This is a genomic window from Meiothermus sp. (assembly GCF_026004075.1).
Classification (GTDB): domain Bacteria; phylum Deinococcota; class Deinococci; order Deinococcales; family Thermaceae; genus Meiothermus.
Window position 1 is genome coordinate 697,250 of sequence record NZ_BPIK01000002.1, and the last position, 24,265, is coordinate 721,514.

A 24,265-nucleotide genomic window follows, 5' to 3' on the forward strand; every position below is an offset into this window, starting at 1 on the left:
CCCTCCCCAGGAGGGGTGCGTCGGGAGGCAATGTGAAAGAACTGCAAATCGGCGTCCAGGGCATGACCTGCGCGGCCTGCGCGGGCCGGGTCGAGCGCGGGCTCAAGAAGGTCGAGGGGGTCGAGGCGGCCTCGGTCAACCTGGCGACCGAAAACGCCAGCGTCGCCTACGACCCCGCCACGACCACACCCCAGGCCCTGGTCGAGAAGATCAAGGAGGTGGGCTATACCCCGGTGGTGGCCGAGGCCGAGCTGGGCGTCACGGGCATGACCTGCGCGGCCTGCGTGGGGCGGGTCGAGCGCGCCCTGAAGAAGCTCGACGGGGTGCTCAGCTCAAGCGTTAACCTCGCCACCGAGCGGGCCACGGTGCGCTACCTCCCCGCCTCGACCGGCGTCGCCCAGCTCAAGCGGGCCGTGCGCGAGGCCGGGTACGGGGTGCTCGAGGCCAGTGCCGGGCAGGACCGGGCCGACGTAGAGCGCCAGGCGCGGGAGAAGGAGATCGCCCACCTGCGCGGCATGACCCTGCTGGCCGCGGCCTTCGCGGTCCCCCTCACCCTGATCGCGATGGTGGGGATGGTGTGGATGCCGGCGCACATGTTCCTCACTTCCCTCGCCCCGATGGAGGCGTGGAACTGGGTGATGCTCGCCCTCACCGTGCCCGTCTACTTCGTGGCCGGGGCACGTTTCCTCCGGCTGGGCTGGAAGGCCCTGCGCTCCCTCTCCCCGGACATGAACAGCCTGGTGATGATCGGCACGGGGGCGGCCTTCTGGTACAGCACCGCCGTCACCGTGTTGATGAGCCTGGCCCCCGGCCTGCTGCCCGAGCAGGCCCGCCACGTCTACTTCGAGGCGGCGGGGGTGGTGATCACGCTGATCCTGCTGGGCAAGTACCTCGAGGCCATCGCCAAGGGCCGCACCAGCCAGGCCATGAAGAAGCTGCTGGGCCTGCAGGCCAAGACCGCGCGGGTGATCCGGGCCGGGGGGGAGCTGGAAGTCGCGGTGGACGAGGTGCTGCCCGGCGACGTGGTCGCGGTGCGCCCGGGGGAGAAGGTCCCGGTGGACGGGGTGGTGATCTCGGGCCAGAGCTACGTCGACGAGTCGATGATCACCGGCGAGCCCGTCCCCGTCGCCAAGGGCGAGGGCGCGAAGGTGGTGGGCGGGACCATCAACCAGAACGGCGCCTTCACCTTCCGGGCCACCGCCGTGGGCGCGGACACCGTGCTGGCCCAGATCATCAAACTGGTCGAGACGGCCCAGGGCTCCAAGCCGCCCATCCAGGGCCTGGCCGACCGGGTGGTAGCGGTGTTCACCCCCGTCGTGCTGGGGATCGCCGCGCTCACGGCCGTCGTCTGGCTGCTCTTCGGGGGTGAGGCCGCCGTCAGCTACGCCCTGGTCAACACCGTCGCGGTGCTGATCATCGCCTGCCCCTGCGCGATGGGCCTGGCGACCCCCACCAGCATCATGGTGGGCACCGGCAAAGCCGCCGAGATGGGCGTGCTCTTCCGCAAGGGTGAAGCCTTGCAGACCCTGCAGGAAGCCCAGGTGATCGCCCTCGACAAGACCGGCACCCTCACCAAGGGCAAGCCCGAGCTCACCGACCTGCGGGTACCCGGGGGCTTCGACGAGGCCGAGGTGCTGCGCCTGGTGGCCTCGCTCGAGCAGAAGTCCGAGCACCCCATCGCCCGGGCCGTCGTGAAGGAGGCGCGGGCTCGGGGGCTGGAGCTGCTCGAGCCCCAGGACTTCGAGGCCCTCCCCGGCTTCGGGGTGAGCGGGCAGGTGGGGATCTACCGCGTGGACGTGGGGGCGGACCGGTACATGGCCCAACTGGGCGTCGACGTGAGCCCCTTCGCCGCCGAGGCCCAGCGCCTGGCCGACGAGGGCAAGACCCCCCTCTACGCGGCCGTGGGCGGCAAGCTGGCCGCCGTCGTCGCGGTCTCCGACCCGGTCAAGGAGGGGACCCCCGAGGCCATCGCCGCCCTGCACCGCCAGGGCTTCAAGGTGGCGATGATCACCGGCGACAACCGGCGCACCGCCCGCTCAATCGCCCGGCAGCTCGGCATCGACGAGGTGCTGGCCGAGGTCCTGCCCGAGGGCAAGGCCGACGCGGTGAAGCAGCTCCAGGGCAAGGGCTACCGCGTCGCCTTCGTGGGCGACGGCATCAACGACGCCCCGGCCCTGGCCCAGGCCGACGTGGGCCTCGCCATCGGCACCGGCACCGACGTCGCCATCGAGACCGCCGACGTGATCCTGATGTCGGGCGACCTGCGCGGGGTGCCCAACGCCATCGCCCTCTCGAGGGCCACCCTCAAGAACATCAAGCTCAACCTCTTCTGGGCCTTCGCCTACAACGTCGTGCTGATCCCGGTGGCCGCGGGCGTGCTCTACCCCCTGGGCGGCTGGCTGCTCTCGCCGGTGCTGGCCGGTGCCGCGATGGGCCTCTCCTCGGTCTTCGTCCTCTCCAACGCCCTGCGCCTGCGCGGCTTCCAGCCCCCGCTGAAGGCCGAGAACCCGCTGCCTCAGCCCAGCCCCCAGGCTGTCCCTGCTTAGGCGGTGCCGCTGCCTGCAATGCGGCGCAGAAATCTACCATGCCTGCGGACATCGGCTAGCGCCTCTCGAGCGCGTGTGGCTCAAACCCAGACCTGGGGATCATTGCGTGTTCTGTTCGTACGGGGATGCACTTGTCTCCCAAGACAGGAGGAAGTATGAGCGAAATAACCCAAGAGAAGGACAAGTCCCTCGGCCTGTTTGTGGCCGGCCTCAAGACCAGCAAAGATAAGGTCAAAGACCGCCAGGCCTTCGTGGCCCGTTCCCAGGCCAAGTACAGCGCCCCCCTGGTGGGCGGCTTCCAGATGCTTGGGCTTGGCGGCTCCTGCGGCAAGCCCGCCTTCCTGCTGCCTTTCGCCACCCGTTGGACGCTGGAGAAGGTGGAGGCCCTCGAAGCGGTGGCCGAGCGTTTCGGGATGACCATGGAGTACGGGGCTTACCCCCACCTCAAACTACCCAACGGCACTGAAATCGCCGCCGTTCACGACTGGCTACACGAGACCCACGTCTACCTGCGACCTTCCTACGAGCGCAAGGAAGAACTGATCCAGGCCATAGCCGAGGCCATAAAGCCGGCGGGGTAGGCTGTGCTGATCCTCTACTCGACCCCGTGGTGCGGGGACTGCAAAGCCCTCAAACAGGCGCTGGCTACCTTCAACCTTCCCTACCGAGAGATCAACATCGACCAGCACCCTGAAGCCGAGCAGGAGGTATTGACCCTCAACAACGGGCGTCGCAGCGTGCCCACTTTGGTGTATGCCGGACAGGCGGCTTCGTTCAGCGGTTTCTCCGTGGCCAGGCTCAGGGCCTGGCTCCAGGCGGTCGGGATCCAGCCTTAAGTTGCTCGAGGTGGCTTTGTCAAAAGCCATCCTGAGCGACCCTCGCAGGCATGCTCGGGAGAAGAATTGGAGCGCCATAGCGGGTCTGTCAAAATGCTCATTTTGCAGGCTCACTGTAGCGCGACTTAGGGTGACGCCCCCCCAGGGCCGGAAGTCCGGGGCTTCTCGGTTCTTGCAGAACGACCCCCCTCTTGGACACGGGCCGCACGGTGAAGACGAGAATGCGTCCGAGCTGAGACGCATGTCTTGAAGGCTCCGCCCGAGCTTGAGTCCGGCAATCGGGGCTTTACACTGGCTTAACCCAAGTCGGGGAACATGTGTCTATGGAGACCCACGCTGCCCACTCGAGCCCTCGCTGGCCCGTTCTGGAGGTGTCGTTCAAGAACTGTTACGACGCCAGCGAGCTGGCGGACGTCGAGGCCTTCCTCGCACAGTTTCCGGGTGTCCAGCAGGTCCACCTCGACCGGACCACGGCCGTCGCCCACCTCAGCTACGACCCCGCGCGAACCGACGAGGCGGCCATCCGCAAGCGCTTGAAGCAGGCAGGCTACGACTGCGACTGCAGAGATTGCGTGCCCTCCACCGCCCAACCCGGCCATCCCAGCCTCGGACACGAGGGGCATGGCCACGATCCCGCTTCGACGGGCCACCACGCTTTAGCCCAGCACTCCGCCCCCGTACACGACCATGCCGCGATGGGGCACACGGCTCCTGAGATCCGGCCTGATCACGCTGGGGTGGGCCACACTGCCCACGACGAGCACGCCGGCCACAGCAGCCCTGACGACATGCTGCGGCGCTTCCTGATCTCGCTGGCCCTAACCATCCCCGTCGTGATCTTCTCGCCCATCGGCGGGGCGCTGGGCTTCCCCGACATGCCGCCCTTCGGCCTTTCGGTAGGGCTGTGGGGCTTCCTGCTGGCGACCCCAGTGGTGTGATGGGGCGGCTGGCCCTTCGTCGGCGCGGCCTGGCGGGCTTTGCTCCCGGGCGAGGCCAGTTGCTCTGGGTCGATGACCGAGCCCGGGTGTGGCGGAGCAAGTGAGGTGTCAGCTATGGAAGTGAGCGAACTCAAAGCGTACGTCCATCGCCGGGCTGTCCTGCAGGCAGCTGTGGCGACGGGGGGCGGAGCCGCCCTGCTCTCCGCGCTGTACGTAGGGGCCGGGCTGGTTCCGCAGGAGCAGGTCACCCCGGAGCGGGAGCCCGTGGCCCCGGGGGACCTGATCGTCTACGCCCAGGGCGATAGGGCCGGGCAGCCGGTCAACGCGTCCGATCTGGAGCCGGGCCAGCGCCAGGTCATCGCCTATCCCATGAACCCGCAGACCCGGGTGGTCAAGGGTGAGGAGCCGGCCAACACCCTGCTGCTGCTCCGGCTCGAGGCCGCCTCGCTCACCGCCGAGACCGCCAGGCACGCCGCCGGGGGCGTCGTGGCCTACTCGGGGGTCTGCACGCACCTGGGGTGCATCGTGAGCAACTGGATCGCTGACAAGCAGTTGCTCTTCTGCCCTTGCCACGGAGCCCAGTACGACCCGAGGGACCGCGCGAAGGCCCTGGTTGTTGCCCCTAAACCGCTTCCACAACTGCCGATCCGCGTCGAGGACGGCGTCCTGGTGGTGGCCGGGGAATTCCAGGGCCCGGTGGGGCCGCCGACCTAAAGGGAGACCCCATGGCCAAGATCCCGCCTGAGCCGCCGGGCAGCAGCACCCCCGGCCCGAAATCCGGGCGCAGGTTCCCGAGGACCCTGGGGGGTTCGAACCCGGGAAACCCCGCGGCGGTGGCGCCTTATCTGGGTTGGGGGCTGCTGGCGGGGTTGGGGCTGGCCCTGGTGCTGTTCGGCGCGCCGCTGGCGGCGCTGGCCCCGAGCCTCTATGCCCTGGCCAGCCAGCCCTACGCCTGGCTGGCCGAACCCATCAACACCCTGCGGCTCGGGCTGGGGATCCCCCTGTTGAGCGCGTTCCTGCTGGGCTTGCTGGGGGCCCTCGCCCCCTGCCAGCTTTCCACCAATGCCGCCGCCCTCTCCTGGTTGGCCCGGGACGCGCTCGAGGCCCAGGGTTCGGCCTGGAAGCGGGTGGGCTGGTTCTTGCTGGGCAAGGCGCTGGTCTACCTGGCGCTGGCAGGTGTCGCAGTCTGGGTCTTCGGGGGCACTTTCACCGCGCCCGGGGCGCTCTTCACCGGCGTCCGCCGGGTGCTGGGGCCGCTGATGGTGCTGATGGGCTTCCTGCTGCTGGGGCTGATCCGCCTGCCGGGCCCGAGCCTGGGGCCGGGCCGGCTGGGAGACTGGGCCCGGGCCAGGGGCGGCAGTCTCGGCGCTTTCACCCTGGGCGCGGCTTTCGGGCTGGCCTTCTGCCCCACCATGTTCTTCCTGTTCTTCGGGGCGATGCTGCCCGCGGCGGTGGCCTCGAGGGCGGGGCTGGTGTTCCCGGCCCTCTTCGCCCTGGGCACGGCCGTGCCGGTGCTGCTCATCCTGGCCCTGCTCGACCGGGGCAAGCCCAAAGGCGAGGTGCTGGGCGAGATGCGCCGCGGCGGGCGCCGGCTGAACCTCGCCAGCGGGGTCGTCCTGGTCGTGGCAGGGCTCTACGACACCCTCGTGTACTGGTTCTTGTAAAGCCGACCTACAACAGCACCGGCGCCAGGGCTGCGGAGCTCTCGGAGTGGCGAGCGCCCCGGGCAGGAGCATAAGCAGGTGCAGGCCCCGCCCTGGAGGCACAGCGTGGAGGCCTGCACACTCCCACCCTACGCGCCGGGCGCAACGTGGGCGCAACGGCGTGTCCCGCCGCGGGAGGTGCCGGGCCTTAGCCCCACGTCTGCAGCGGGGGAGCCAGGGGTTCTTCGGGCGGGGCCTTCCCGCGCAAGGCAGCCTCCAGTGCCTCCCCCCGGCCCGCTCACCCTTCGTCCTGGCCCGGCCCCACCTCGGGCAGCTTCTGCACGGCCTGCCGCAGGCGGCGGGCGGAGGCGTGGAGGTAGACCTGGGTGGTGGCGATCGAGGCGTGGCCCAGCAGCTCCTTGACCGCGTCCACCGGCACCCCCTCCTCGACCAGGGCGGTGCCGAAGGCGTGGCGGAACTTGTGGGGGGTGAAGCGCCGGGGGTCCAGCCCGGCCCGCACGGCCGCCGCCCGGAAGCGCAGCAGCACCCAGGTGGCGGTGGGGACCTTGCCCACCCGCCGGCCCGGCCCCCGGGCCTCGAAGACGAAGAGGCGGTCGGCCCCGCAGCCCGCCAGCGCCCGCCGCGCGGCGGGGGAGAGGGGGACCAGGCGCTCCTTGTCGCCCTTGCCCACCACCCGCACCGCCGCCGGGGCCCCGCCCTCAGGCGTACCGGCGTCCGCCGGTCCCGAAGGGAATCTGCCCTCCGTCACCAGGTCGCGCCGGCGGAGGGAGAGCGCCTCGGAGATGCGCAGCCCGGTGCCGTAGAGGAACAGGGCCAGCCGGCGCAGCAGGCCCTCCTCGGGCTCGCCCTGCAGGGCCTCGAGGAAGCGCGCGAGCTCGGCGCGCTCGGGGTGCACCGCCAGCCGGGCGCCGGCCCTGGGGCGGGCGACGGGCTCAGTCACGTCCTCGACCGCCTCGCCGCGCACCCGCCGGCGCCAGCGGCAGTAGGTGCGCAGGGCCGCCAGCAGGGCCCGCGCCCGCCTCGGCCCGGGGGAGCGCTCCTCCAGCAGGGCCCGCACCGCCTCGGGGGTCTCCCCCAGGCCGCGCCGCTCGAGGAAACGGTGCCAGGCCCGCACGTCGCGCAGGTACTTCTCCACGCCCCGGGGGGCGTGGCCCTTCTCCAGGCGTAGGTAGCGGGCGAAGGCCTCCAGGCGCTCCTCCAGCGCCGGGTCGAGGGGGGCAGGGCGGGGGAGGGGGTCCACCCGGTGTGTGGGCTTTGCCCGTCCCAGCAGGGGATCGTCCATGCGGCCATCCTAGCATAAGTTTATGGAAATGCCGATTTCCATAAAAATTCTTAAGCACCCCAGGGAAGGGCCTGGCCCCCTACTAAGCTGTGGGGTTACACCCGGGGCCGATCCTGCCTCGGGCACTGTCTGTACGCCGGTATAGGAACCGGGCGCTCGCCGCCTGTTGGACACCCCGAACCCCCTGTGGGGTTTTGAGGTTTGGGGGTTTTCGCCTCGAGGCCGTCGAGCCGGGTGCCGGACAGTGGTCAGGGGGTGGCCTCGAGCTATCCGCCCTCTGCCCACTGCCCCCGAGCTGCCCCTCGAACCCCCACCGATCTCTCCACGGCTTTACTGTTATCAGGATTGGGTCCGAGTTATCGATTTCTGGACCTATCCCAGATAAAAACGCTGTCCAGGACGGGCTCGAGACCGCCGACCGCATAAAACGAAAAGCAAGGCCCCTCCGCGGAGGGGCCCAGGGTTGGACACCGGGCTAGGTGGAGGTTTTGGGGGGTAGGGACGCCGGAATCGGAGGCTCGAGCCTCGGCCTCCACTCCCTGGGGTAGGTCGTGGCGGAGGGGCAGGGCAGGACGCCCACCCCGCTGCAAGTTCTTCTGGCACACCTGCGCCGTGCGGTCACCCATTCCCTGGCGTGGTACCCCGGTACCGAACTTTCCCACTCGCCCACGGCCCTGCTTGCTGCTTCACCGTAGGGGCTCGGCCGCGGTGGTCTTGTCGACGAAGAGCAGGGCGTCGAAGTAGTCGGGGAGGGTGGCCGGGCTCGAGCCGAGCAGGAGAGGAACGTAACTCGACCCGATGGCCTTGATGAGCTGGGGCCGCCGCAGCCAGCGCCCCAACGGGCTATCAGGCCGGACGGCGCGCAGGTCGAGCAGGAAGTCCCCGCCGAAGGCCCGGTGGAAAGCGGAGTCGGCGGTGCCGGGGAGGGTGGGGAAGATGGGCATGGCCACCCGCTCCTGGCCGACCCCGGGTAGTTGGGGCCACATGGCCAGCACCCGCCCGGAGTAGAAGGTGGTGGCCAGGGCGAAGTAGCCGCCGCCGTAGCGCTGACGCAGGTACCAGCCCATCGGGGACCCGCGCAAGGGGTAGATGGCCCGCTCGGGGAAGGCGACGTGGCCGTTGTGCGCCCAGAGGACGGCCTTGCGTCCGGGGTACTCCTTCTCCAGCACCGTGATGATGGTCTCGGCCATGAGCCGGTCCCGGGTGCCGTCGTCCAGGATGATGAACCGTGGAATCCAGCTGGGCTGATCGAAGGCCGCGTCGAAGCCGAAGAGGTCGAGGGGGCGGTCGGGGTGCTGCTGGCGGTAGCGGGCCATCCACCCCAGCAGCCCGGCGAGCTCCCGGGTGCCGGGGAACATGTTCCGCGCCGCCAGCTCGCCCGCGTCGGGCAGGCCGGCCTGGACGATGCCGTTGGCGACGGGGTCGTCAGGCGCCTCCATCCCCAGCACGCTGAAGCCCATCTCCTCGACCAGGAAGCGGATGATGGAGGCTTTGTACTCGAAGATCTCCTTGGTGCCGTGCGACCCCTCGCCCAGCCCCACCACCCGCGCGTTCCCGACCAGCCGGCGGAGGTAGGCCTTGTCGGCCGGGCTGAGCGCGGTAGGCGAACCGCTGACGGGGTGGGCCTCGCCCCGGAGCTGGGCGACGACGGGCCGGTTGGCGAGGTCGAGCGCCAGCGCGGCCAGCAGCGCCAGGGCGCACAGGAGCAGGAAGCCCCGGAGCGACGACAGGAAGCGCACCAGCCTCCAGAGCGGCCGCAGCCACCTCGAGGCCCCCCGGCCCCAGGTCACCCGCCCTCCGCGGTCCCCCGGGTGTGCCCGGCCGGCGGCCACTTCCCCGCGTTCAACACCCGATCACCTCGTAGCCATTCTACACAACCCCGGACACCCCGGCCGCCGGGCCCGACCTCGACGCCCTCGAGGCACAGGTACAGCGGGGCCGGGGGAGGCTCGCCGCGAGGCGCGACCCCAGCCGCGCCTGGCTTCCACCGCCTGCAGCTCCGGGAGCCCCCAGGCCGGCGCCACTCCCTTCGTCACCGCCACCGGGTCGTGCGCACGGGTGGGCGTCATGGCCGCCCGCCGTGACCGCCTCTGCGGCGCGCTGCCCTACGGCCGCCCGACCGCCGCAAGGCGCTGGGGTGGGGGAGGCGCCGGCAAGAGTGGTGCGGATCGCTTTAAAACACCCCGGCCTTGGAGATAATTCGGAAGAACCCAACCCAGGCCGGGGGCAACCCCCGAAGAACCCAACCCCCAGGAGGAGCCCGCGTGCACACCTACGAAGACCCCCACGACGCCCACGCCGGCATCGACGCCGACAAGGCCCGCGAGGCCGAGGCCGTCCTGCCCCCGCTGGCCCGCGCCGAGCTGGCCCGGCTGGCCGGGGCGGCGGGGCTGGCGGCGGGGGAGGAGGTCATCTTCACCTCCGAGGCGCTGGGGGCGGCGCGCCTGGAGCGCTCCGAGGTGCTCGAGCTGCTGCGGCTGGCCGACCTCTTCGCCTCGCCCAGCCGCACCGAGACCTTCTCGCTGGCCGCGGCGGAGGCCGCCCTGGCGGGCAACCTGCTGCTGCTCAACGCCCACCTCCCGGCCCACCAGGAGCGCGCCGACGCCCTGGGGGCCCTGCTCTACCCCTTCCCCGGCTACGACTGGGGCTACGAGTGGGGCGCCCCCCGCGCCGTGGGCGGGGCGGGGGCGTGGGAGGGGCTGGCCCGCCGGGTGCTGCACGCCCTGGAGGCTCCCCCCCTGCGGGGGAAGCGCCACGCGCGCAAGGAGCTGCGCTACGAGGCGGTGTGGGAACGCTACCTGCGGGCCATGACCGCGGCCCGCCCCGAGGGGGGCCGCCCGCCCTGGTGCACGGCCGCAGGCCTTCCCGAAGGGGACCGTCCGCTGGGTCTACCGCCTAGCGGTCCCGAAGGGGATCGTCCCCCCGCGCACGGGCAGGAGCCCCCGCCCGCCCCCGCCCCCGCGCCCGCCCGCCTTCCCCCGGGGCTTTGGGCCTGGCGGCGGGGCTGGCGGCGGCGGGGGCCTCCTTCCTCCCCGGCCTGGCCCTGCTGGTGGCGCTGCCCCCGGCCCTGCTGGCGGCGGGGCTGGCCCTGCGCCGGGGGGGCCGGCGCGACAAGGCCCTGGCCGGGCTGGGCCTGCTGGCCTCGTACTGGGTGCTGCTGGCCCGGGCCGGGCTCTCATCCTGAGGTGGCTAGAATGGTGCCCATGATGCTCAAGTCCTTCCTCCGGTCCTTGCGCTCCTGCCGCCCCTCCCTCCTCGCCCTGTCGCTCGGCCTGCCGCTGCTGGCGGGCTGCGACCTGAAGGACTCCCCGCCCCCGCCCGACCCCTCCGGCGTCACCCGGCTGGAGGTGAGCTGCGGCGGCCGGGGCTTCCTGGGCGTCCACATCTGGGGGGAACGGGGGGTCATGGTGCTGCGCTTCTGGGGCCGCAGCTGGGTCTACGCCCCCGGCTTCGTGGGCGAGGCCTGGGGCGGGGGGCCCGGGTGCATGAGCGCCCCCGAGCGGGGCGCGGTGGAGGTCTACCTCAAGCGCGCGCGCGACGGGCGGTGGGTGCGGGGCTGGGTGGAGGCGGGGCTGGTCGAGGGGGCGGGGGGCTCCCCCGAGTTCCGGGTGCTCGGCGAGCTCAAGACCCAGGCGGTGGAGGAGGCCGACCTGCCCTTCGAGCGCGTGCCCGACCCCAGGGCCGCGGGCGGCTTCTACCTCGAGGACCGCCCCCTGCCCCCCGCCCCCGTGTGGCTGCCGCGGGCCTTCTGCCTGCAGCCGGGGGTGGGCTGGCCGTGGGGCGTCGAGCCGGGCAACTGGAACCCCGACTACCCCCCGGTGGCCCCCGCCAGCCCCCCCGCGCTGTACTACGGCTACGAGGGCGACGTCGGCGACCCCGCCTTCATCGAGTACGCCAACGGGAAGTACGCCGGGAGGCGGACCGACGCCGATCGGGTCTCCGGCGCCTTCGCCGTCGCCCCCGCCGACGGCCCGCTCAAGATCGTGCTCTACGCCTCCTGGCGCGCGGAGTGGCACCCCCTCTACGGCCGCTGGGTGCGCATCTACCCGCGAGAGCCCATCTCCATGCGGCTGGAGGGGGGGCGGCTGGTGTGCGAGGGCCACCGCCCGGCGGACTGGGTGGTGGAGCCGATGCCCGAGGGCTTCAACTTCCCCGGCTTCCTGCCCGAGGAGAACGACTTCGACGTCTTCAACACCCCCTACGAGCTCCCCGCCGAGCTCGACCCCTACGCGGGGAGGTGAGCGGGCATGGGAAACCTGGGCAAGCTCGAGGCGCTGCTGCTGAAGATCCTGGGGTCGCTGGCCCTGGGGGTGGCCCTGCTGGCCCTGCCCCCCCTGGCCCTCCCCGACCGCCACCTCACCCCCACGGCCCGGGCCCTGCCCGAGGGCTCGCTGCCGCGGCAGGAGGCCCTGGCCGCCGTGCGGCAGGGGGCGCTGGCCCAGCTCACGCTGGGGGGGCTGGCGGGGGCGGTGCTGCTGGGGCTGGGCGGGCTGCGGGGGGAGGTGGCCCGGCTGCGCGAGCGGCTGGAGCAGGCGTTGGAGGAGGCCTGAAGGGGGGGGCCTCGAGCACCCCCAACCCCTCCCGCCCGGCCGGTGGAGGCCATGCCGCCCCCCGCTGGCCGCGAAGCCCGCTCCCGCCTCCCGCCTCCCGCCTCCCGCCCGAGGGCCTCTTTCCCCCCACGGGGAGGTCCGGCTTGACCAACCCATCTAGTCAGACTAGACTGATGGGGTGAAACGCAGCTGGCAGCTTCAGGAGGCCAAGGCCCGCTTCTCCGAGGTGGTGGAGCAGGCCCTGAAGGGCGAGGCCCAGACCGTGACCCGGCGGGGCCGGCCCGCGGTGGTGGTGCTGGACTGGGCGACCTACACCCGCCTTCGCGGCGAGGATACCCCCCTGCTCGAGGCCCTCCGCCCGCCGGAGCCCCTCTCCGACGAGGAGGCCGAGGCCCTCTCCGACCGGTCGCGCGCAGGCTACCGGGAGGTGGGCTTTTGAGCTACCTGCTCGACACCAACGTGGTCTCCGAGGCGGCCAAGCGTCAGCCCGACCCCAGGGTTACGGCCTGGCTGAAAGGGCTCTCCGTGCGGGAAGCCTACCTTTCCGCTCTCACCTTGGGCGAGCTGGTGCAGGGGGCCGTCCGCGCCCCCGAGCCGCGCCGAGCTGTCCTGGAAGGCTGGATCGAAGACCTCAAGCGGCGCTTCGCCGGGCAGATTCTGCCCCTGGACACGGGGGTCATGGAGACGTGGGGCGCCCTCACCGGCGAGGCCCTGAACCAGGGCCGCCCCCTTTCCCCCCTGGACGCCCTGCTGGCGGCCACCGCCCTGCGCCACGGCCTCACCCTGGTCAGCCGCAACACCGGCCACTTCCGGGGCCTGCCCGTTCGGCTGCTCAACCCCTGGGAGGCGGGGGCCTGACCCCGCTCTCGCCGCCGCCCTCCGCCCCCCGGCCCGCCGCCCGACCCCGCTATAACGGGGGTGTGGAGCCGCACCCCCTCCCCCCGCCGCCCCCCGCTAGCATGGGGGCCATGGAGCACGAGCCCACGACTGCGGCCCCGCCCCGCGCCCCCCACGACCGCCTGGCCGACCTCGAGCGCCTCCAGGCGGCGCTCGAGCGCCAGCAGCTACTCCTGTTGCGGGAGCAGGTGCGCCTCGAGCGCCGCCTCACCCCGGTGCCGGGGCCTGCGGGGGAGGGGGAAGGGGAGGGGGAGGTCCTGCGGGAGGCCCTGGCCCTGGAGGCCTCCCGCCTGCGGCGGGAGTTTGCGCGCCGGCTCGAGGAGGTCTAGCGCACCCTCTGCCTGGCGGTGCTGGCCCTGGTGGGGCTGCTCGTGCTGCTGGCGTACGCCCTCGAGGCCGGGGCGGGCCGCCCCTAGGCCCCTGGGCTCACAGCTCGAGGCCGCCTCGCTCCGCTGCGGGGGCGGCAGGGGTGGCCTGTGCCCGGGCCGGCTCCGGCCCCAGCTCGAGGCCCCGCGCGCGGGCCAGGTCCTCGGGGGTCACGCCGTCGACGTCGGGGCGGCGGGGGTCGGCCCCTCCCTCCAGCAGGGCCTGCGCCGCTTCCTTCTGCCCCTCGAGGGCCGCCCAGTGCAGCGGGGTGCGGCCTCCGATGTCGGCGGCGTCGGGGTCGGCCCACCCCTTCAGCAGCGCCCGCGCGGCCCGGGCCTCGCCCCCCGCCGCGGCGTGGTGCAGGGGGCTCTCCCCCCCGGCCGCCGGGGCCTCCAGCGGGGCCCCGGCCCGCAGCAGCCGGTGCAGCTGCTCCACGTCCCTGGCGTCGATGGCCTGGTGCACGGCCACCCACTGGGCCCTACGGCAACCTGGTGCAGCACCTGGCCGGCGGCGGCCTCCGCGAGGGAGGGGGTGCCGAGGGAGAGGGGCTGCCCATTCTTCCACAGCGCCGCGCGGGCCTGCGCGTAGGTCAGGGCCAGCCGCTCGGCCTCGCGCTCGAGGCGCTCGTGGTCGAGCACCACGTAGCTGCGCACCTGCCCGGCCTCCTCCCCCTCGGCCGGGCCCAGGCACCGCACCAGGCGGGCGTGTGCGGCCAGGGGCAGCGGCACCTCGCCCAGCACCTCGCGCCCGTCGACGTCGGCGGGCTCGGGGTGGGGGAGCACCCGCGGGTCCTCCTCCTCCCCCAGCCGCCCGGCGCGGCGCCAGGCCTCAAGGGCCTCGAGGCCCCGGCCGATGACGACCTTCTCGGCGTTCTCCATGGCCGGGAGGGTAGTACGGGGGTGGCGGGACCGTCAACGGTTCGGGGTGGGGGGCGCGCGGGTTTTGCGTCGAAGCTGCTGAGCAGGGCGCTGCTACCTTCGGCGGGTGTCCCGGCCCGTGCTGCCTTAAGGATACCCGGCGCGTCCGGCGTCACCGGCGTCGGGGTGGGGGCGGTGACGCCGGGGCGGCTACACTGTGCTTATGCGCGCCCCCCTCCCCCCCTTCCCCTCCTCGAGGCCGCCGCCCGCCGGCTTTACCGGCTGCCCCTGGCGGGGGCCGCGCCGGCGCTGGCCCCGCTGAGCGCGCTGTGCCCCGTGGTGGCCTGGGGGGACCCCTACCTCAGCCCCCGGAAGAGGTCCTTGAGGAAGGCCCCGAAGGGCGCGAGCTTGTCGCACCAGACCACCGCGCTCCAGGCCTCGAGGGCGGGGCGCACCTCCTCGAGCAGGGCGCTCTTGCCGTAGCCCGGCGGGGCCGCCAGCACCACCCCGCGCCCGGCGCGCACCGAAAGGAGGAGTGCACGCCCTTCCTGCTGTCTGCCCACGAACGCCATTGGTACCTCCATTCCATCGCTTGCCGCATCACTGGTTTGCTGATCTACTGCGTTACTGAACGCAGTATTTCCTGTACTCAGTATTTACTGAAATCAGTAGTTACTGCAATCAGCAATTACTGACCTCAGCTTGCCCCTGTTTGCCCGGTTGGGTAAGATGCGCCCGTGGGGCTCTACTACACCGTGGAGGAGCTGGCCCGGACCCTCAAGGTCAGCGAGGAGGCCATCCGCAAGCGCCTGCGAGGGGGCGAGATCCGGGGCGTGCGGGTAGGGCGAACCTGGCGGGTGCCCCGCGAGGAGGCCGCCCGGCTGCTGGGCGGGAAGGAGGCCCTCGAGGCCTTCGACCGCATGAAGGAGAAGGAGGCCAAGCCGTGAGGACGGCCGCCTCCGGGGGAAAGCGGTGAACCCCCTGGCCGGGATGGAGCTGGAGGTGCCCTTGCGGAAGCTCACCGACTACCTGCTCTCCCCCACCCACCCCGTGGGCCGGCACAAGGCCCGGTTCTTCGCGGCGCTGGGCTTCACCGCCGAGAACCCCCTGGACCTGGCGGAGGCCCTCAAGCTCCAGGCCCGCGTGACCCCTGAGGTGCAGGAGGAGGCCACCCCCTTCGGCCTCAAGTGGGCCGCTCGGGGGAAGCTCCTGAGTACCGGCATCGCCGGGCCGCCGGAGCGGCTTCACTTGGGTCCACGGGGCAGCGCCCGCGTGGTGAGCGTGTGGGTCGGGGAGGGCTGCGGGGGGGCGGAGCCGCGCACCCGTGGGCAGATTCCCGTTGGGACCGCTACGCGGTACGCCCGGGCGCGGCTGGTCACGGCCTATCCCGCGGAGGGAGGAAGAGGATGATCCGCGAGCTGGACAGCGTGGTGCTCCGGGTGGACAAGCCGGAACTCGGCCTCGAGGCCGGGGATGTGGGCACGGTGGTGCACGTCTGGGGGGAGGGTGAGGGCTACGAGGTGGAGTTCGCCACCCTCACCGGCCACACCCTGGGGGTGCTCACCCTCGCCCCCGAGGAAGTGCGGGCGGTGGAGGAGGGCGACCTGCTCCACGTACGCCGGGCGGAGGTCGCGTGAGGTATTGCGAGCGTTACTAGCACAGCTCAATTCCGACACAGAGCTACAGCAGGCAATCCAGAAGCGCCTCGGTAAATAAAGCTGCCAACTATGTTTCCGCCCGACTCCGACTACCGCGACGAGCGCTTATCCGAGTCCGACACCCGCTCGAAGCTCATCGATCCCGCGCTACGCCTGCGCGGGTGGACCGAAGCCCACCTCCGCCGGGAAGAGACCGCGGGAGCGATCGACATCGTGGACGGCCGGGGTAAACGCCGCCGGGGCCGGACCGACTACACCCTCCGGGTGCGGGTGACGCCGGATGCCCAGCCCGTCGCGGTAGCCCTGCTGGAGGCGAAGAAGAACCAGCTTCCCCCCGACCACGGCCTCGAGCAGGCCCGGCTCTACGCCGACTCCAAACGGCTGAACGTGCCCTTCGTGTTCTCGTCCAACGGGTACTTCTGGGTCATGTTCGACCGGAGCACCGGCCTGACCTCCGATCCTCGTCCCATGAGCGAGTTCCCCACCCCGGAGGAGCTCCGGGCGCGCTACGAGGCCATGATGGGCTTCCGTCTGGACAGCCCGGCGGCCCGCCCCCTTCTGGTGCGGTATCCGGGGGGAGAAGGCACCCGGCGCTACTACCAGGATGCCGCCATCCGCGCCACCTTGGAGAAGCTGGCCAGGGACGCCACCCAGGAGAAGCCGGGCCGGGCCTTGCTCACCCTGGCGACCGGAGCAGGGAAGACCTTCATCGCCGTGCAGCTTCTGAAGCGCGTCGCCGACGCAGGACAACTGCGCCGGGCACTGTTCATCTGCGACCGGGACGAGCTGCGGCAGCAGGCCCTCGCCGCCTTCACCAACGTCTTCGGGACCGATGCCGCCGAGGTCAAACGCAACCCCGACGGCAGCAACCACGCCAAGAACGCTCGCATCCACATCGCGACCTACCAGACCCTGGATGTAGGCAACGAGGACGGTACGGCCAACTTCTTGCTCGAGCACTACCCCGAGAACTACTTCAGCCACATCATCATCGACGAGTGCCACCGCAGCGCCTGGGGCAAGTGGAGCCAAGTGCTCCTGAGGAACCCGGACGCGGTGCAGATCGGCCTGACCGCCACCCCCCGGCAGCTCAAGCTCCCGGAGAAGACCGCAGGGGCCCTCGAGGACGAGGCCATCACCGCCGACAACATCCGCCACTTCGGGGAGCCGGTCTACGAGTACGACCTCGCACAGGGCATCGAGGACGGCTATCTGGCCGCCTGCGAGGTGGTGCGGGCCCAGGTGGACATCGACGAGACCGGGCTGAGCATCGATCAGATCCTGGCGCTCAAACCCGTGGACGCCATCACCGGCCGGCCCTTAAGCCGCGAGGAGCTGGAGGAGCTTTACGAGAAGACCAGCTTCGAGGACCGCATCATGCTCCCCGACCGGGTCAAGGCCATGTGCGCCGACCTCTTCCAGCGGCTGCTGGAGACCGGGGGGCCAGAGCAGAAGACGGTGATCTTCTGCGTGCGCGACGCCCACGCCCAGGCCGTGGCCCGGGAGATGGGCAACCTCTACGCCGAATGGTGCCGGGAGAACGGCCAGGCCCCCAAGGAGTACTACGCCTTCAAGTGCACCGCGGCCAGCGGGGGCAACGACCAGTTGGCCGACCTCCGGGGCTCTAGCAACAGCCATTTCGTCGCTACCACCGTGGACCTCCTGACCACCGGGGTGGACGTGCCCTGCCTGAGGAACGTGGTCTTCTTCCGTTACGTGCAAAGCCCTATCTCCTTCTACCAGATGGTGGGCCGGGGGACCCGGATCGACCTCGCCAGTGACAAGCTGATGTTCCGGGTCTACGACTACACCGACGCCAGCCGGCTGTTCGGCGAGGCCTTCCTGACCCGCTACACGCGGCCTGAGGGCTCCAAGGAGGGGGAACCTGGGGATGAGGAAGGCCCTGGCCCCGATAACCCGCAGCCTCCGCCACAGCCCATCCCCCAGGTGGAGGGGGTCAGTGTGCTGGTCCGGCCCGCCGGGCGGCTGGTGGTGGCCCAGGTGGACGGGCAGGAAAAGCTCATCCCTGTCGAGGAGTACAAGGAGCGCCTCTCGGAGCGGCTGGTCCAGGCCGCCCCCGACCTTGAGCACTTCCGGCGGGCCTGGGTCCACCCCGACGAGCGCCGGCAGTTGGTGGACCATCTGGTGCGCTCGGGCTACAGCCCCAAGGTGGTGCAGGTGGTGGAGGAGATGACCGATTACGACCTCTACGACGTGCTCGCCGCGCTGGGCTACGGCATGAACCCCCTGACCCGCCTTCAGCGGGCCGGGGCGTTCAGCTACAAGCACCGGGACTGGATGGGAACCATGCCCCGGCGCACCGCCGCCACCGTGCTGGCCATCGCCAACCAGTTCAGCCGCTCCGGCACCGAGGCCCTGGAGAGCCCGCAGATCTTCAACGTGCCCGAGGTGGTGCGGGCCGGGGGGCTGCCGGCCCTGAAGGAGCTAGGGGAGCCACGTGAGGTGCTGCGCCAGACCAAGGAGAGGATGTTCGAGGCCTGACATCCTCCCCGTTCTGAAGAACGGGGGCTCCTACACGGAGCTTTCAAGGTTGGAGTCTGCATGGACCGAAGCCCACACCTTTACTCCATCCAGCCGCTCCCCAGCGGGAGCAGCCTGACCTGCGCCGCACCGTGGCGCGGCGCTCGGTCGGGCCGTGTCAGGCGGCCCTTGGCGCAGCAGTCCAGCCGCTACGCCAGCGATGTTGAGGGAAGCTACCACGTCGGCGTTGCCCTGGTAGCCGCAGGCCACACACCGGAAGTCGGCCTGCGTGGTTCGGTTGGCTCGGGTGGCATGACCGCACTTCGGGCAGGTGCGGCTGGTCTTGCGGGGGTCAACGAAGATAACCCGCACCCCCGCCCTCTCAGCCTTGTACAGCACGAAGTCGGCCAGTTGCCTGAAGGCCCAGCTCGCCACCATGCGGTTGAAGCGTTTGCTGCCCCGTATCCTGTCGCGTATCCCGTCCAGCTTCTCGAAAGCCAGTACCGGATTGGGGTACCGGGCCGCGAGGTCTACGAGCCCTCGGCTGACCTTGTGGTTGAGGTCGGTCATCCAGCGCCGCTCCTTGCCCTTCATGGCCCGCACCCGGTCAAGGCGACGGTGGCGCTGGTAGCGGCGGCGGAGGGAGGCGTAGCCTTCGCGTGTATGGCGAATGGCTTTCCCGTTGGCGATAAAGACGCCGTTGGGATGCTTGGCTGTCGCCAACCGAACAATGCCCAGGTCTACTCCGATAACGGTCTCGCCGTTGCCGTCACGGACGGTTGGAGTATTGGGCATTTTGAGGGGCAGCATGACGAACCACTCATCACCCCGCCTGAACAGCCGGGCATCACCACGGACGTACTGCAACCTGTCCCGCCAATGCTGCGGGACACAAAGGGGGAGCCAGATGTAAACACCTTGCACCCCGGTCGAAAGCCGAAGGGCGGTTCCAACCACCTTGTAGGCGTTAGTCCCCAGCCCAATCCCCTGGCTACGCACCGCCGTAGGCTTCCCCGCCTGCTGCTTGCTCTTGCGCAGCCCGAAGTGGCTCCTCGCGAGCTGTACGGCCTGGTTGACCGCCATGCGGCAGTAGTCGGAGGGCAGGCCCAGGGCGCGAATGGAGGCGTAGGTGGCGGTGTGTATCTTCGCCCGGCTGCTCGTAGCCATGCCCAGCGCAGCGTCAAGCCCGAGCTGCGTCCCCTGGCGGAAGAGTTCGGCGGTCCGGTCGAGCCAGGCCCGCTTGGCCCTGCCGGGGGGGCGCAGCTTGAGCACGACGGTTTCTGCCCTGGGCATGAAACCAGTGTACCAGGAGCCATGTTTTGGAGGAAGTACCGCTCTGCGAGCGGCTTTCGTTTCCTCTCCGCGTCGCCTCGCCGTGGCGAGGCGAGATGCGGAGCATCCACGAAAGGAGTTCTGTGAGCGAGCTCTTGCCCCAGGACTACCCCGCCTTCTTGCAGAGCCTCAAGGAGCGCATCCGGCAGGCCCAGACCCGCGCAGCTTTGGCGGTGAGCCGGGAGCTGATGGGGCTCTACTGGCAGATCGGGCGCGACCTCGAGGCCGCCGTGCGCCAGGGGCGCTGGGGCGAGAAGGTCATCGAGCGGGTGGCCGGCGACCTCAAGCGGGAGTTCCCGGGCGTGGAGGGCTTCTCCAAGCGCAACCTCGAGCGCATGCGGGCCTTCTACCAGGCCTACCCGGACGAGGGGCAGTTTGCGGCACAGCCTGTGTCGCAATTGCCCTGGGGGCACAACCTGGTGCTTTTGCAGAAGCTCAAAGACCCCGCCCAGCGGCTGTGGTACGCCGAACAGGCCCTGCTGAACGGCTGGAGCCGGGCTATCCTAGAAATGCAGGTCGAGAGTGGGCTCTACCACCGCCAGGGCCGGGCTCTGACCAACTTCGCCCAGACCCTGCCCCCGCCCGGTTCCGACCTGGCCCAGCAGGTGCTCAAAGACCCCTACAACTTCGACTTCCTGACCCTGCACAAAGAGGCCAACGAGCGGCACCTCGAGCGCGCCCTGTTGGAGCACCTACAGCGGTTCATGCTCGAGCTGGGGGTAGGTTTCGCTTTCGTGGGCAGCCAGTACCCCCTAGAAGTAGACGGCCAGGACTACTACCTCGACCTGCTGTTTTATCACCTCAAGCTGCGCTGCTACGTGGTAATCGACCTCAAGATGACCGAGTTCAAGCCCGAGTACGCGGGCAAGATGAACTTCTACCTCTCGGCGGTGGATGACCTGCTACGCCACCCCACCGACGGCCCCACCTTGGGCCTGATCCTGTGCAAGAGTAAGCGCAAACTCACCGTAGAATACGCGCTGCGCGACCTCGCCAAGCCCCTGGGCGTGAGCAGCTTCCAACTGGCCGAGGCCCTGCCCAAGGAGTTAGAGGCCGCCTTACCGAGCGTGGAGCAGCTCGAGGCCGAGCTAAGGAGAGACGATGAGCAGTCCGACAACTGAAGTCCCAAAACCCGAAACCCGCCCTAAGCTGCCCGAGGGGTGGCGGTGGGTGAGGTTAGGGGATGTTACAAAAGTGGTAGGTGGATCGACACCTAAAACTGGCATAAAGGAGTACTGGAATGGTGATATCGTTTGGATTACACCGGCAGACTTGGGAAAGCTATCAACAAGGGAAATATATTCTTCCGGACGTAAAATTACGCAACTTGGCTATGAGAGCAGCGGTGCTGAATTAGTGCCCGTTAAGACTGTTGTTATGTCGAGCCGGGCGCCAATTGGGCATCTAGGTATAGCTGCCGTTCCTCTCTGTACTAATCAAGGCTGTAAATCTTTCATTCCCTCGGAAAGCATCGATTCGGTTTACCTATATTTCGTGTTAAAGCAAGCTGTACCTGAGCTTCAGTTATTGGGAAGGGGGGCAACTTTCCTCGAGATATCAAAAACTCAACTCGAAAACTACTTTATCCCCCTCCCCCCCCTCGAGACCCAACGCCGCATCGCCGCCATCCTCACCGAGCAGATGGAGGCGGTGGAAAAGGCCCGCAAGGCGGCTGAAGAAGGGCTCGAGGCGGCCCGGAAGCTCGCCGGCGCCTACGTAATTGCTTACTTCACAGGATCCTGGGTAGATGAATGGGAGCGGGTTCCCTTAGCCGAAATAAGTACATTCCTACCCGCAAAATCCATTGCGAGCGATGGGGACACTGAGGTTCGGGCTATAACAACAGCGTGTCTATCTGAATCAGGCTTCAGGCCAGAAGGGATCAAGACCGCCCGCATGTGGGCCAATGATGCTCGAGAAGCAAGGATATCTCCCGGGGAAATCCTTGTTGCCAGAAGCAACACGCCCGAACTCGTAGGCAGGGTTGCGGTATATCCAGGAGGTTACCCAGATTTGGTTGCTTCAGACCTCACGATACGAATAAAGGCAACCGGTGCTGACCCAGCGTACCTGGGTGCTTACCTCTCCTCACTCTACCTATCTGGGTATTGGAAGGAGCGAGCAGGGGGGGCCAGCGGCTCTATGAAGAAGATCACACGGGGGCAGCTCCAAGACGAGCGCATACCTCTTCCCAATCTTGAAACACAACACCGCATCGTAGCCGAGCTCAACGCCAAGCTCAAGGCTACCCAAGCCCTTATTCACAGCCTAGAAGCCCAGCTCGAGGCCATCCGCGCCCTACCCGCCGCCATCCTACGCCGCGCGTTCTCAGGAGAACTCTGATGCCCAGCAAGAACGGTTCCAACGGTACACCCCGCTTCACCACCCAATCCAGCCTCAGCGCCTACGTGTGGAGCATCTGCGACATCCTGCGCCGCTCCAACTGCGCCGGGGCCTTGCAGTACGTCCCCGAGCTGACCTGGATTCTGTTCTTGCGCGTCCTGGACGACCTTGAAACCCTGGAGGCCGAGCAGAGTCAGGCGGTGGGGGCGGCCTTTACCCCCAGCCTCGAGGCCCCCTACCGTTGGCAGGACTGGGCCGCCCCTGATGGCTGGAAGCGCCGCGAGCTGGAAGGAGGAGCCTTGGGCGCCTTCTTCGGCTTCGTCAACGGCGAATTGCTACCCTATCTGAAGAGCTTGCGTGACCAGCCCAACGCCACCGCCCGGCAGAAGGTGATCAGCGAGATCATGTCCGGCGTCGATCGGGTGCGGGTGGACACCGAGCGCAACTTCCTGGACGTGCTGGACAAGGTTCACCTTATCAACTCGCAAACGGTGGACAGCACCCACCTTTTCACCCTCTCCCAGGTTTATGAAGGGCTCCTCTTGAAGATGGGCGAGAAGGGCAACGACGGGGGCCAGTTCTTCACCCCCCGCCAGGTGATCAAGGCCATGGTGCAGGCCATTGACCCGGGCCCCGCGGACACCATCTATGACCCCTGTGCCGGCACCGGCGGCTTCCTAGCCACGGCCTACGAGTACGTGCTGCAGAAGCTGGGGGACGACGCCACGCCGGAGCAGCTCGAGGCCCTCAAAACCCGGAGGCTTTACGGGCGCGAGAAGGAAAACCTGATCTACCCGATCGCCCTGGCTAACCTAGTGCTCCACGGCATCGACAAGCCCAACCTGTGGCACGGCAACACCCTTACCGGCCAGGAGATCTACGGGGGATTGTGGGAGGGAGCCCCGGCGCAGTTCGACGTGATCCTCACCAACCCCCCTTTCGGCGGTAAAGAAGGTAAGGTAGCCCAGGCCCGCTTTGCCTATAAGACCAGCGCGACCCAGGTGCTCTTCCTCCAGCACGTGCTCGACTCCCTCAGACCTGGGGGCCGCTGCGCCGTCGTGCTCGACGAGGGCGTGTCCTTCCGGCAGGAGACCGCCTTCGTGCAGACCAAGCGCAAGCTCTTGAACGAGGCCGACGTCTGGTGCATCCTCTCGCTGCCCCCGGGCACCTTCGTCAATGCCGGGGCCGGCGTGAAGACCAACATCTTCTTCTTCACCAAGGGGCGGCCCACCGAGCGCATCTGGTACTACGACCTGTCGGGGGTGAAGGTGGGGAAGAAAAGCCCGCTGACCCTCGAGCACTTCGAGGAGTTCTTCCGCCTGCTGCCCACCCGCGCCGACTCCGAGCGGAGCTGGACGGTGGGCCGGGCTGAGCTCGAGGCCAGGAACTATGACCTCAAGGCCGTGAACCCCCACGCCAGGCCCGAAACCGACACGCGGACCGTTGAAGAGCTGCTCGAGGTTATTGAACAGAAAAGCCGGGAGGTCACCGAGGCGTTAACCGCCCTGCGTGATCGGATCGAGGCATAGAGAACGAGCCGACCCCCTTCGCTCCCCGGTGAGGGGCCGCAGGGCCCTGCAGGGCCCTGCACTACCCCAACACGTCCGGCAGTGCCCTAGCAGCCTCCTCGAGCCCTTCCGGCTCACGTGCACGTAGATCTGGGTGGTGGCAATAGAGGCATGCCCCAGCAGCTCCTTCACCTCGTCGATCCCCCGCCCCGCCTCCATCAGCGCCGAGGCGTAAGAGTGGCGCAGCTTGTGGGGGGTGAGCTTGGCCCACTCCTTGAGGCCGGCCTTCTTGGCCACCCGCTTGAGCATGGCCTGCACCGTGCGAGCCGGGAAGGGCTGCCCCTTGCGGGCCCCCGAGGTGTGGCTCCAGAGGTGGGGGCTGGTGGGATGGCCCTCGAGGTTGCGGTGCTTGAGCCACTGGAAGAGCGCCCGCTGGGCGGTGGGAGAGAGCACCACCACCCGCTCCTTGTTGCCCTTGCCCAGCACCCGCACGGCGTGGGGGATGCCGTCCTGGTAGGTCACGTCCTTGTAGGTCAGCGCCAGGGCCTCCGACAGCCGCAGCCCGGTGCCGTAGAGGCGGGCGGGGTCAGCACCGCTGGTCGCGGCGGTGGATCAGGTCGCCGTACACCTGGCTTAGGTCGAGCCACTGCACGCCCTCGAAACGGTCGAGCAAGCCAGGCTCCTCCTCCATGGCTTTCAGCAGCTCGTCGGCGGCCTGGGGGGTCTTGATCGCCTCGCCCATGAGGGCCATCAGCTCCTCGTAGGAGAACTCGCGCAGGCGCTTGGGGGAGGGCATGGCCCCATCCTAACCCGCGCTCCCGCGGGCGGCTAGCGGCCGAGCCCGGCGCCGGGCCGGGCAGCCCGTGCAGCGGTGTGGCGGGTGCGCGGCTCCCGGGTGCCCCCGTGCGCTAGACTGGCGGGGTTCCGAAGCGGGACAAGCCCGGGCGCAGCCAGAGATTCCCTTGGGTGCCCTGCGCCCGGGCCCTTCTGTTGCCGGCCCGTGGCAG

The 24,265-nt window shown here is 69.6% G+C and carries 25 protein-coding genes; 18 read left to right on the forward strand and 7 right to left on the reverse strand.

Annotation, left to right across the window (positions count from 1 at the left end):
- Positions 1–32: 32 nt before the first annotated feature.
- The 6 genes from Q0X18_RS15900 to Q0X18_RS15925 all read left to right on the forward strand — a co-directional run bounded on the left by Q0X18_RS15900 (position 33) and on the right by Q0X18_RS15925 (position 5,984).
- Positions 33–2,546, forward strand: coding sequence for a heavy metal translocating P-type ATPase (locus Q0X18_RS15900; RefSeq protein WP_081698391.1), 2,514 nt, complete (start codon positions 33–35; stop codon positions 2,544–2,546).
- Between the two features lie 155 nt (positions 2,547–2,701).
- Positions 2,702–3,127 carry a hypothetical protein gene (locus Q0X18_RS15905; protein WP_027888009.1) on the forward strand — a complete coding sequence of 142 codons (426 nt, stop codon included), beginning with the start codon at positions 2,702–2,704 and terminating at the stop codon, positions 3,125–3,127.
- A 3-nt stretch (positions 3,128–3,130) separates the two neighbouring features.
- Complete coding sequence (locus Q0X18_RS15910; protein WP_027888008.1) at positions 3,131–3,382, forward strand: glutaredoxin family protein; 252 nt, start codon at positions 3,131–3,133, stop codon at positions 3,380–3,382.
- 695 nt (positions 3,383–4,077) lie between these two features.
- Positions 4,078–4,320, forward strand: coding sequence for a hypothetical protein (locus Q0X18_RS15915; RefSeq protein WP_150117948.1), 243 nt, complete (start codon positions 4,078–4,080; stop codon positions 4,318–4,320).
- Positions 4,321–4,434: 114 nt separating this feature from the next.
- Positions 4,435–5,034: a ubiquinol-cytochrome c reductase iron-sulfur subunit gene (locus tag Q0X18_RS15920; protein ID WP_027888006.1), complete on the forward strand. Its 600-nt coding sequence runs from the start codon at positions 4,435–4,437 to the stop codon at positions 5,032–5,034.
- 11 nt (positions 5,035–5,045) lie between these two features.
- The gene (locus tag Q0X18_RS15925; protein WP_051349828.1) at positions 5,046–5,984 is read left to right on the forward strand and encodes a sulfite exporter TauE/SafE family protein; all 939 of its coding nucleotides are present in this window, start codon (positions 5,046–5,048) and stop codon (positions 5,982–5,984) included.
- Positions 5,985–6,261: 277 nt separating this feature from the next.
- Here the strand turns inward: Q0X18_RS15925 and Q0X18_RS15930 are convergent, their stop codons facing one another.
- On the reverse strand, positions 6,262–7,266 hold the full coding sequence (locus Q0X18_RS15930; RefSeq protein ID WP_051349827.1) for a tyrosine-type recombinase/integrase: 1,005 nt from the start codon (positions 7,264–7,266) through the stop codon (positions 6,262–6,264).
- A 686-nt stretch (positions 7,267–7,952) separates the two neighbouring features.
- Positions 7,953–9,005 carry an erythromycin esterase family protein gene (locus tag Q0X18_RS15935; RefSeq protein ID WP_147075533.1) on the reverse strand — a complete coding sequence of 351 codons (1,053 nt, stop codon included), beginning with the start codon at positions 9,003–9,005 and terminating at the stop codon, positions 7,953–7,955.
- A 525-nt stretch (positions 9,006–9,530) separates the two neighbouring features.
- Between Q0X18_RS15935 and Q0X18_RS15940 the strand changes: the two genes are divergently transcribed.
- From Q0X18_RS15940 to Q0X18_RS15960, 5 genes are all read left to right on the forward strand, one after another.
- Positions 9,531–11,507, forward strand: coding sequence for a hypothetical protein (locus Q0X18_RS15940; protein ID WP_297563978.1), 1,977 nt, complete (start codon positions 9,531–9,533; stop codon positions 11,505–11,507).
- A 6-nt stretch (positions 11,508–11,513) separates the two neighbouring features.
- Positions 11,514–11,816: a hypothetical protein gene (locus Q0X18_RS15945; protein WP_027883276.1), complete on the forward strand. Its 303-nt coding sequence runs from the start codon at positions 11,514–11,516 to the stop codon at positions 11,814–11,816.
- Positions 11,817–11,994: 178 nt separating this feature from the next.
- On the forward strand, positions 11,995–12,255 hold the full coding sequence (locus tag Q0X18_RS15950) for a type II toxin-antitoxin system Phd/YefM family antitoxin (RefSeq protein ID WP_027883277.1): 261 nt from the start codon (positions 11,995–11,997) through the stop codon (positions 12,253–12,255).
- Positions 12,252–12,674 (forward strand): type II toxin-antitoxin system VapC family toxin, encoded by a 423-nt coding sequence (locus Q0X18_RS15955; RefSeq protein WP_027883278.1) that lies wholly within the window; start codon positions 12,252–12,254, stop codon positions 12,672–12,674. Before Q0X18_RS15950 ends, Q0X18_RS15955 begins: the two co-directional genes overlap by 4 nt.
- Positions 12,675–12,784: 110 nt before the next feature.
- Positions 12,785–13,042, forward strand: a complete 258-nt coding sequence (locus Q0X18_RS15960; protein WP_155915736.1) for a hypothetical protein — start codon at positions 12,785–12,787, stop codon at positions 13,040–13,042.
- Positions 13,043–13,139: 97 nt separating this feature from the next.
- Here Q0X18_RS15960 and Q0X18_RS15965 read toward each other — a convergent pair whose 3' ends face one another.
- Complete coding sequence (locus Q0X18_RS15965) at positions 13,140–13,541, reverse strand: ankyrin repeat domain-containing protein (protein WP_186814643.1); 402 nt, start codon at positions 13,539–13,541, stop codon at positions 13,140–13,142.
- Between the two features lie 751 nt (positions 13,542–14,292).
- Entirely contained in the window at positions 14,293–14,508 is a 216-nt protein-coding gene (locus Q0X18_RS15970) for an AAA family ATPase (RefSeq protein ID WP_051304278.1), read from the reverse strand.
- A 165-nt stretch (positions 14,509–14,673) separates the two neighbouring features.
- On the opposite strand from Q0X18_RS15970, the gene Q0X18_RS15975 reads away from it, so the two are divergent.
- From Q0X18_RS15975 to Q0X18_RS15990, 4 genes are all read left to right on the forward strand, one after another.
- Entirely contained in the window at positions 14,674–14,883 is a 210-nt protein-coding gene (locus tag Q0X18_RS15975) for a helix-turn-helix domain-containing protein (RefSeq protein WP_018466043.1), read from the forward strand.
- 25 nt (positions 14,884–14,908) lie between these two features.
- On the forward strand, positions 14,909–15,346 hold the full coding sequence (locus tag Q0X18_RS15980) for a DUF6883 domain-containing protein (protein WP_036197014.1): 438 nt from the start codon (positions 14,909–14,911) through the stop codon (positions 15,344–15,346).
- Complete coding sequence (locus Q0X18_RS15985; protein ID WP_027883466.1) at positions 15,343–15,573, forward strand: DUF4926 domain-containing protein; 231 nt, start codon at positions 15,343–15,345, stop codon at positions 15,571–15,573. The genes Q0X18_RS15980 and Q0X18_RS15985 overlap by 4 nt, the downstream gene beginning before the upstream one ends.
- A gap of 90 nt (positions 15,574–15,663) precedes the next feature.
- Entirely contained in the window at positions 15,664–18,096 is a 2,433-nt protein-coding gene (locus Q0X18_RS15990; protein WP_297563979.1) for a DEAD/DEAH box helicase family protein, read from the forward strand.
- Between the two features lie 30 nt (positions 18,097–18,126).
- Here Q0X18_RS15990 and Q0X18_RS15995 read toward each other — a convergent pair whose 3' ends face one another.
- Entirely contained in the window at positions 18,127–19,368 is a 1,242-nt protein-coding gene (locus Q0X18_RS15995; protein ID WP_027887999.1) for an RNA-guided endonuclease TnpB family protein, read from the reverse strand.
- A gap of 122 nt (positions 19,369–19,490) precedes the next feature.
- Here Q0X18_RS15995 and Q0X18_RS16000 point away from each other — a divergent pair, with 122 nt between their 5' ends.
- Genes Q0X18_RS16000 through Q0X18_RS16010 form a run of 3 tightly spaced genes read left to right on the forward strand, consistent with a single transcriptional unit; the run spans position 19,491 to position 23,279 of the window.
- On the forward strand, positions 19,491–20,528 hold the full coding sequence (locus tag Q0X18_RS16000) for a YhcG family protein (protein ID WP_297563980.1): 1,038 nt from the start codon (positions 19,491–19,493) through the stop codon (positions 20,526–20,528).
- Entirely contained in the window at positions 20,509–21,750 is a 1,242-nt protein-coding gene (locus Q0X18_RS16005; RefSeq protein ID WP_297563981.1) for a restriction endonuclease subunit S, read from the forward strand. Before Q0X18_RS16000 ends, Q0X18_RS16005 begins: the two co-directional genes overlap by 20 nt.
- Positions 21,750–23,279: a class I SAM-dependent DNA methyltransferase gene (locus tag Q0X18_RS16010; RefSeq protein WP_297563982.1), complete on the forward strand. Its 1,530-nt coding sequence runs from the start codon at positions 21,750–21,752 to the stop codon at positions 23,277–23,279. Before Q0X18_RS16005 ends, Q0X18_RS16010 begins: the two co-directional genes overlap by 1 nt.
- Here the strand turns inward: Q0X18_RS16010 and Q0X18_RS16015 are convergent.
- Complete coding sequence (locus Q0X18_RS16015; RefSeq protein WP_245453152.1) at positions 23,247–23,780, reverse strand: tyrosine-type recombinase/integrase; 534 nt, start codon at positions 23,778–23,780, stop codon at positions 23,247–23,249. The two genes, Q0X18_RS16010 and Q0X18_RS16015, sit on opposite strands and share 33 nt — an antisense overlap.
- 64 nt (positions 23,781–23,844) lie before the next feature.
- Complete coding sequence (locus Q0X18_RS16020; protein WP_027887995.1) at positions 23,845–24,054, reverse strand: hypothetical protein; 210 nt, start codon at positions 24,052–24,054, stop codon at positions 23,845–23,847.
- Positions 24,055–24,265 lie beyond the last annotated feature (211 nt).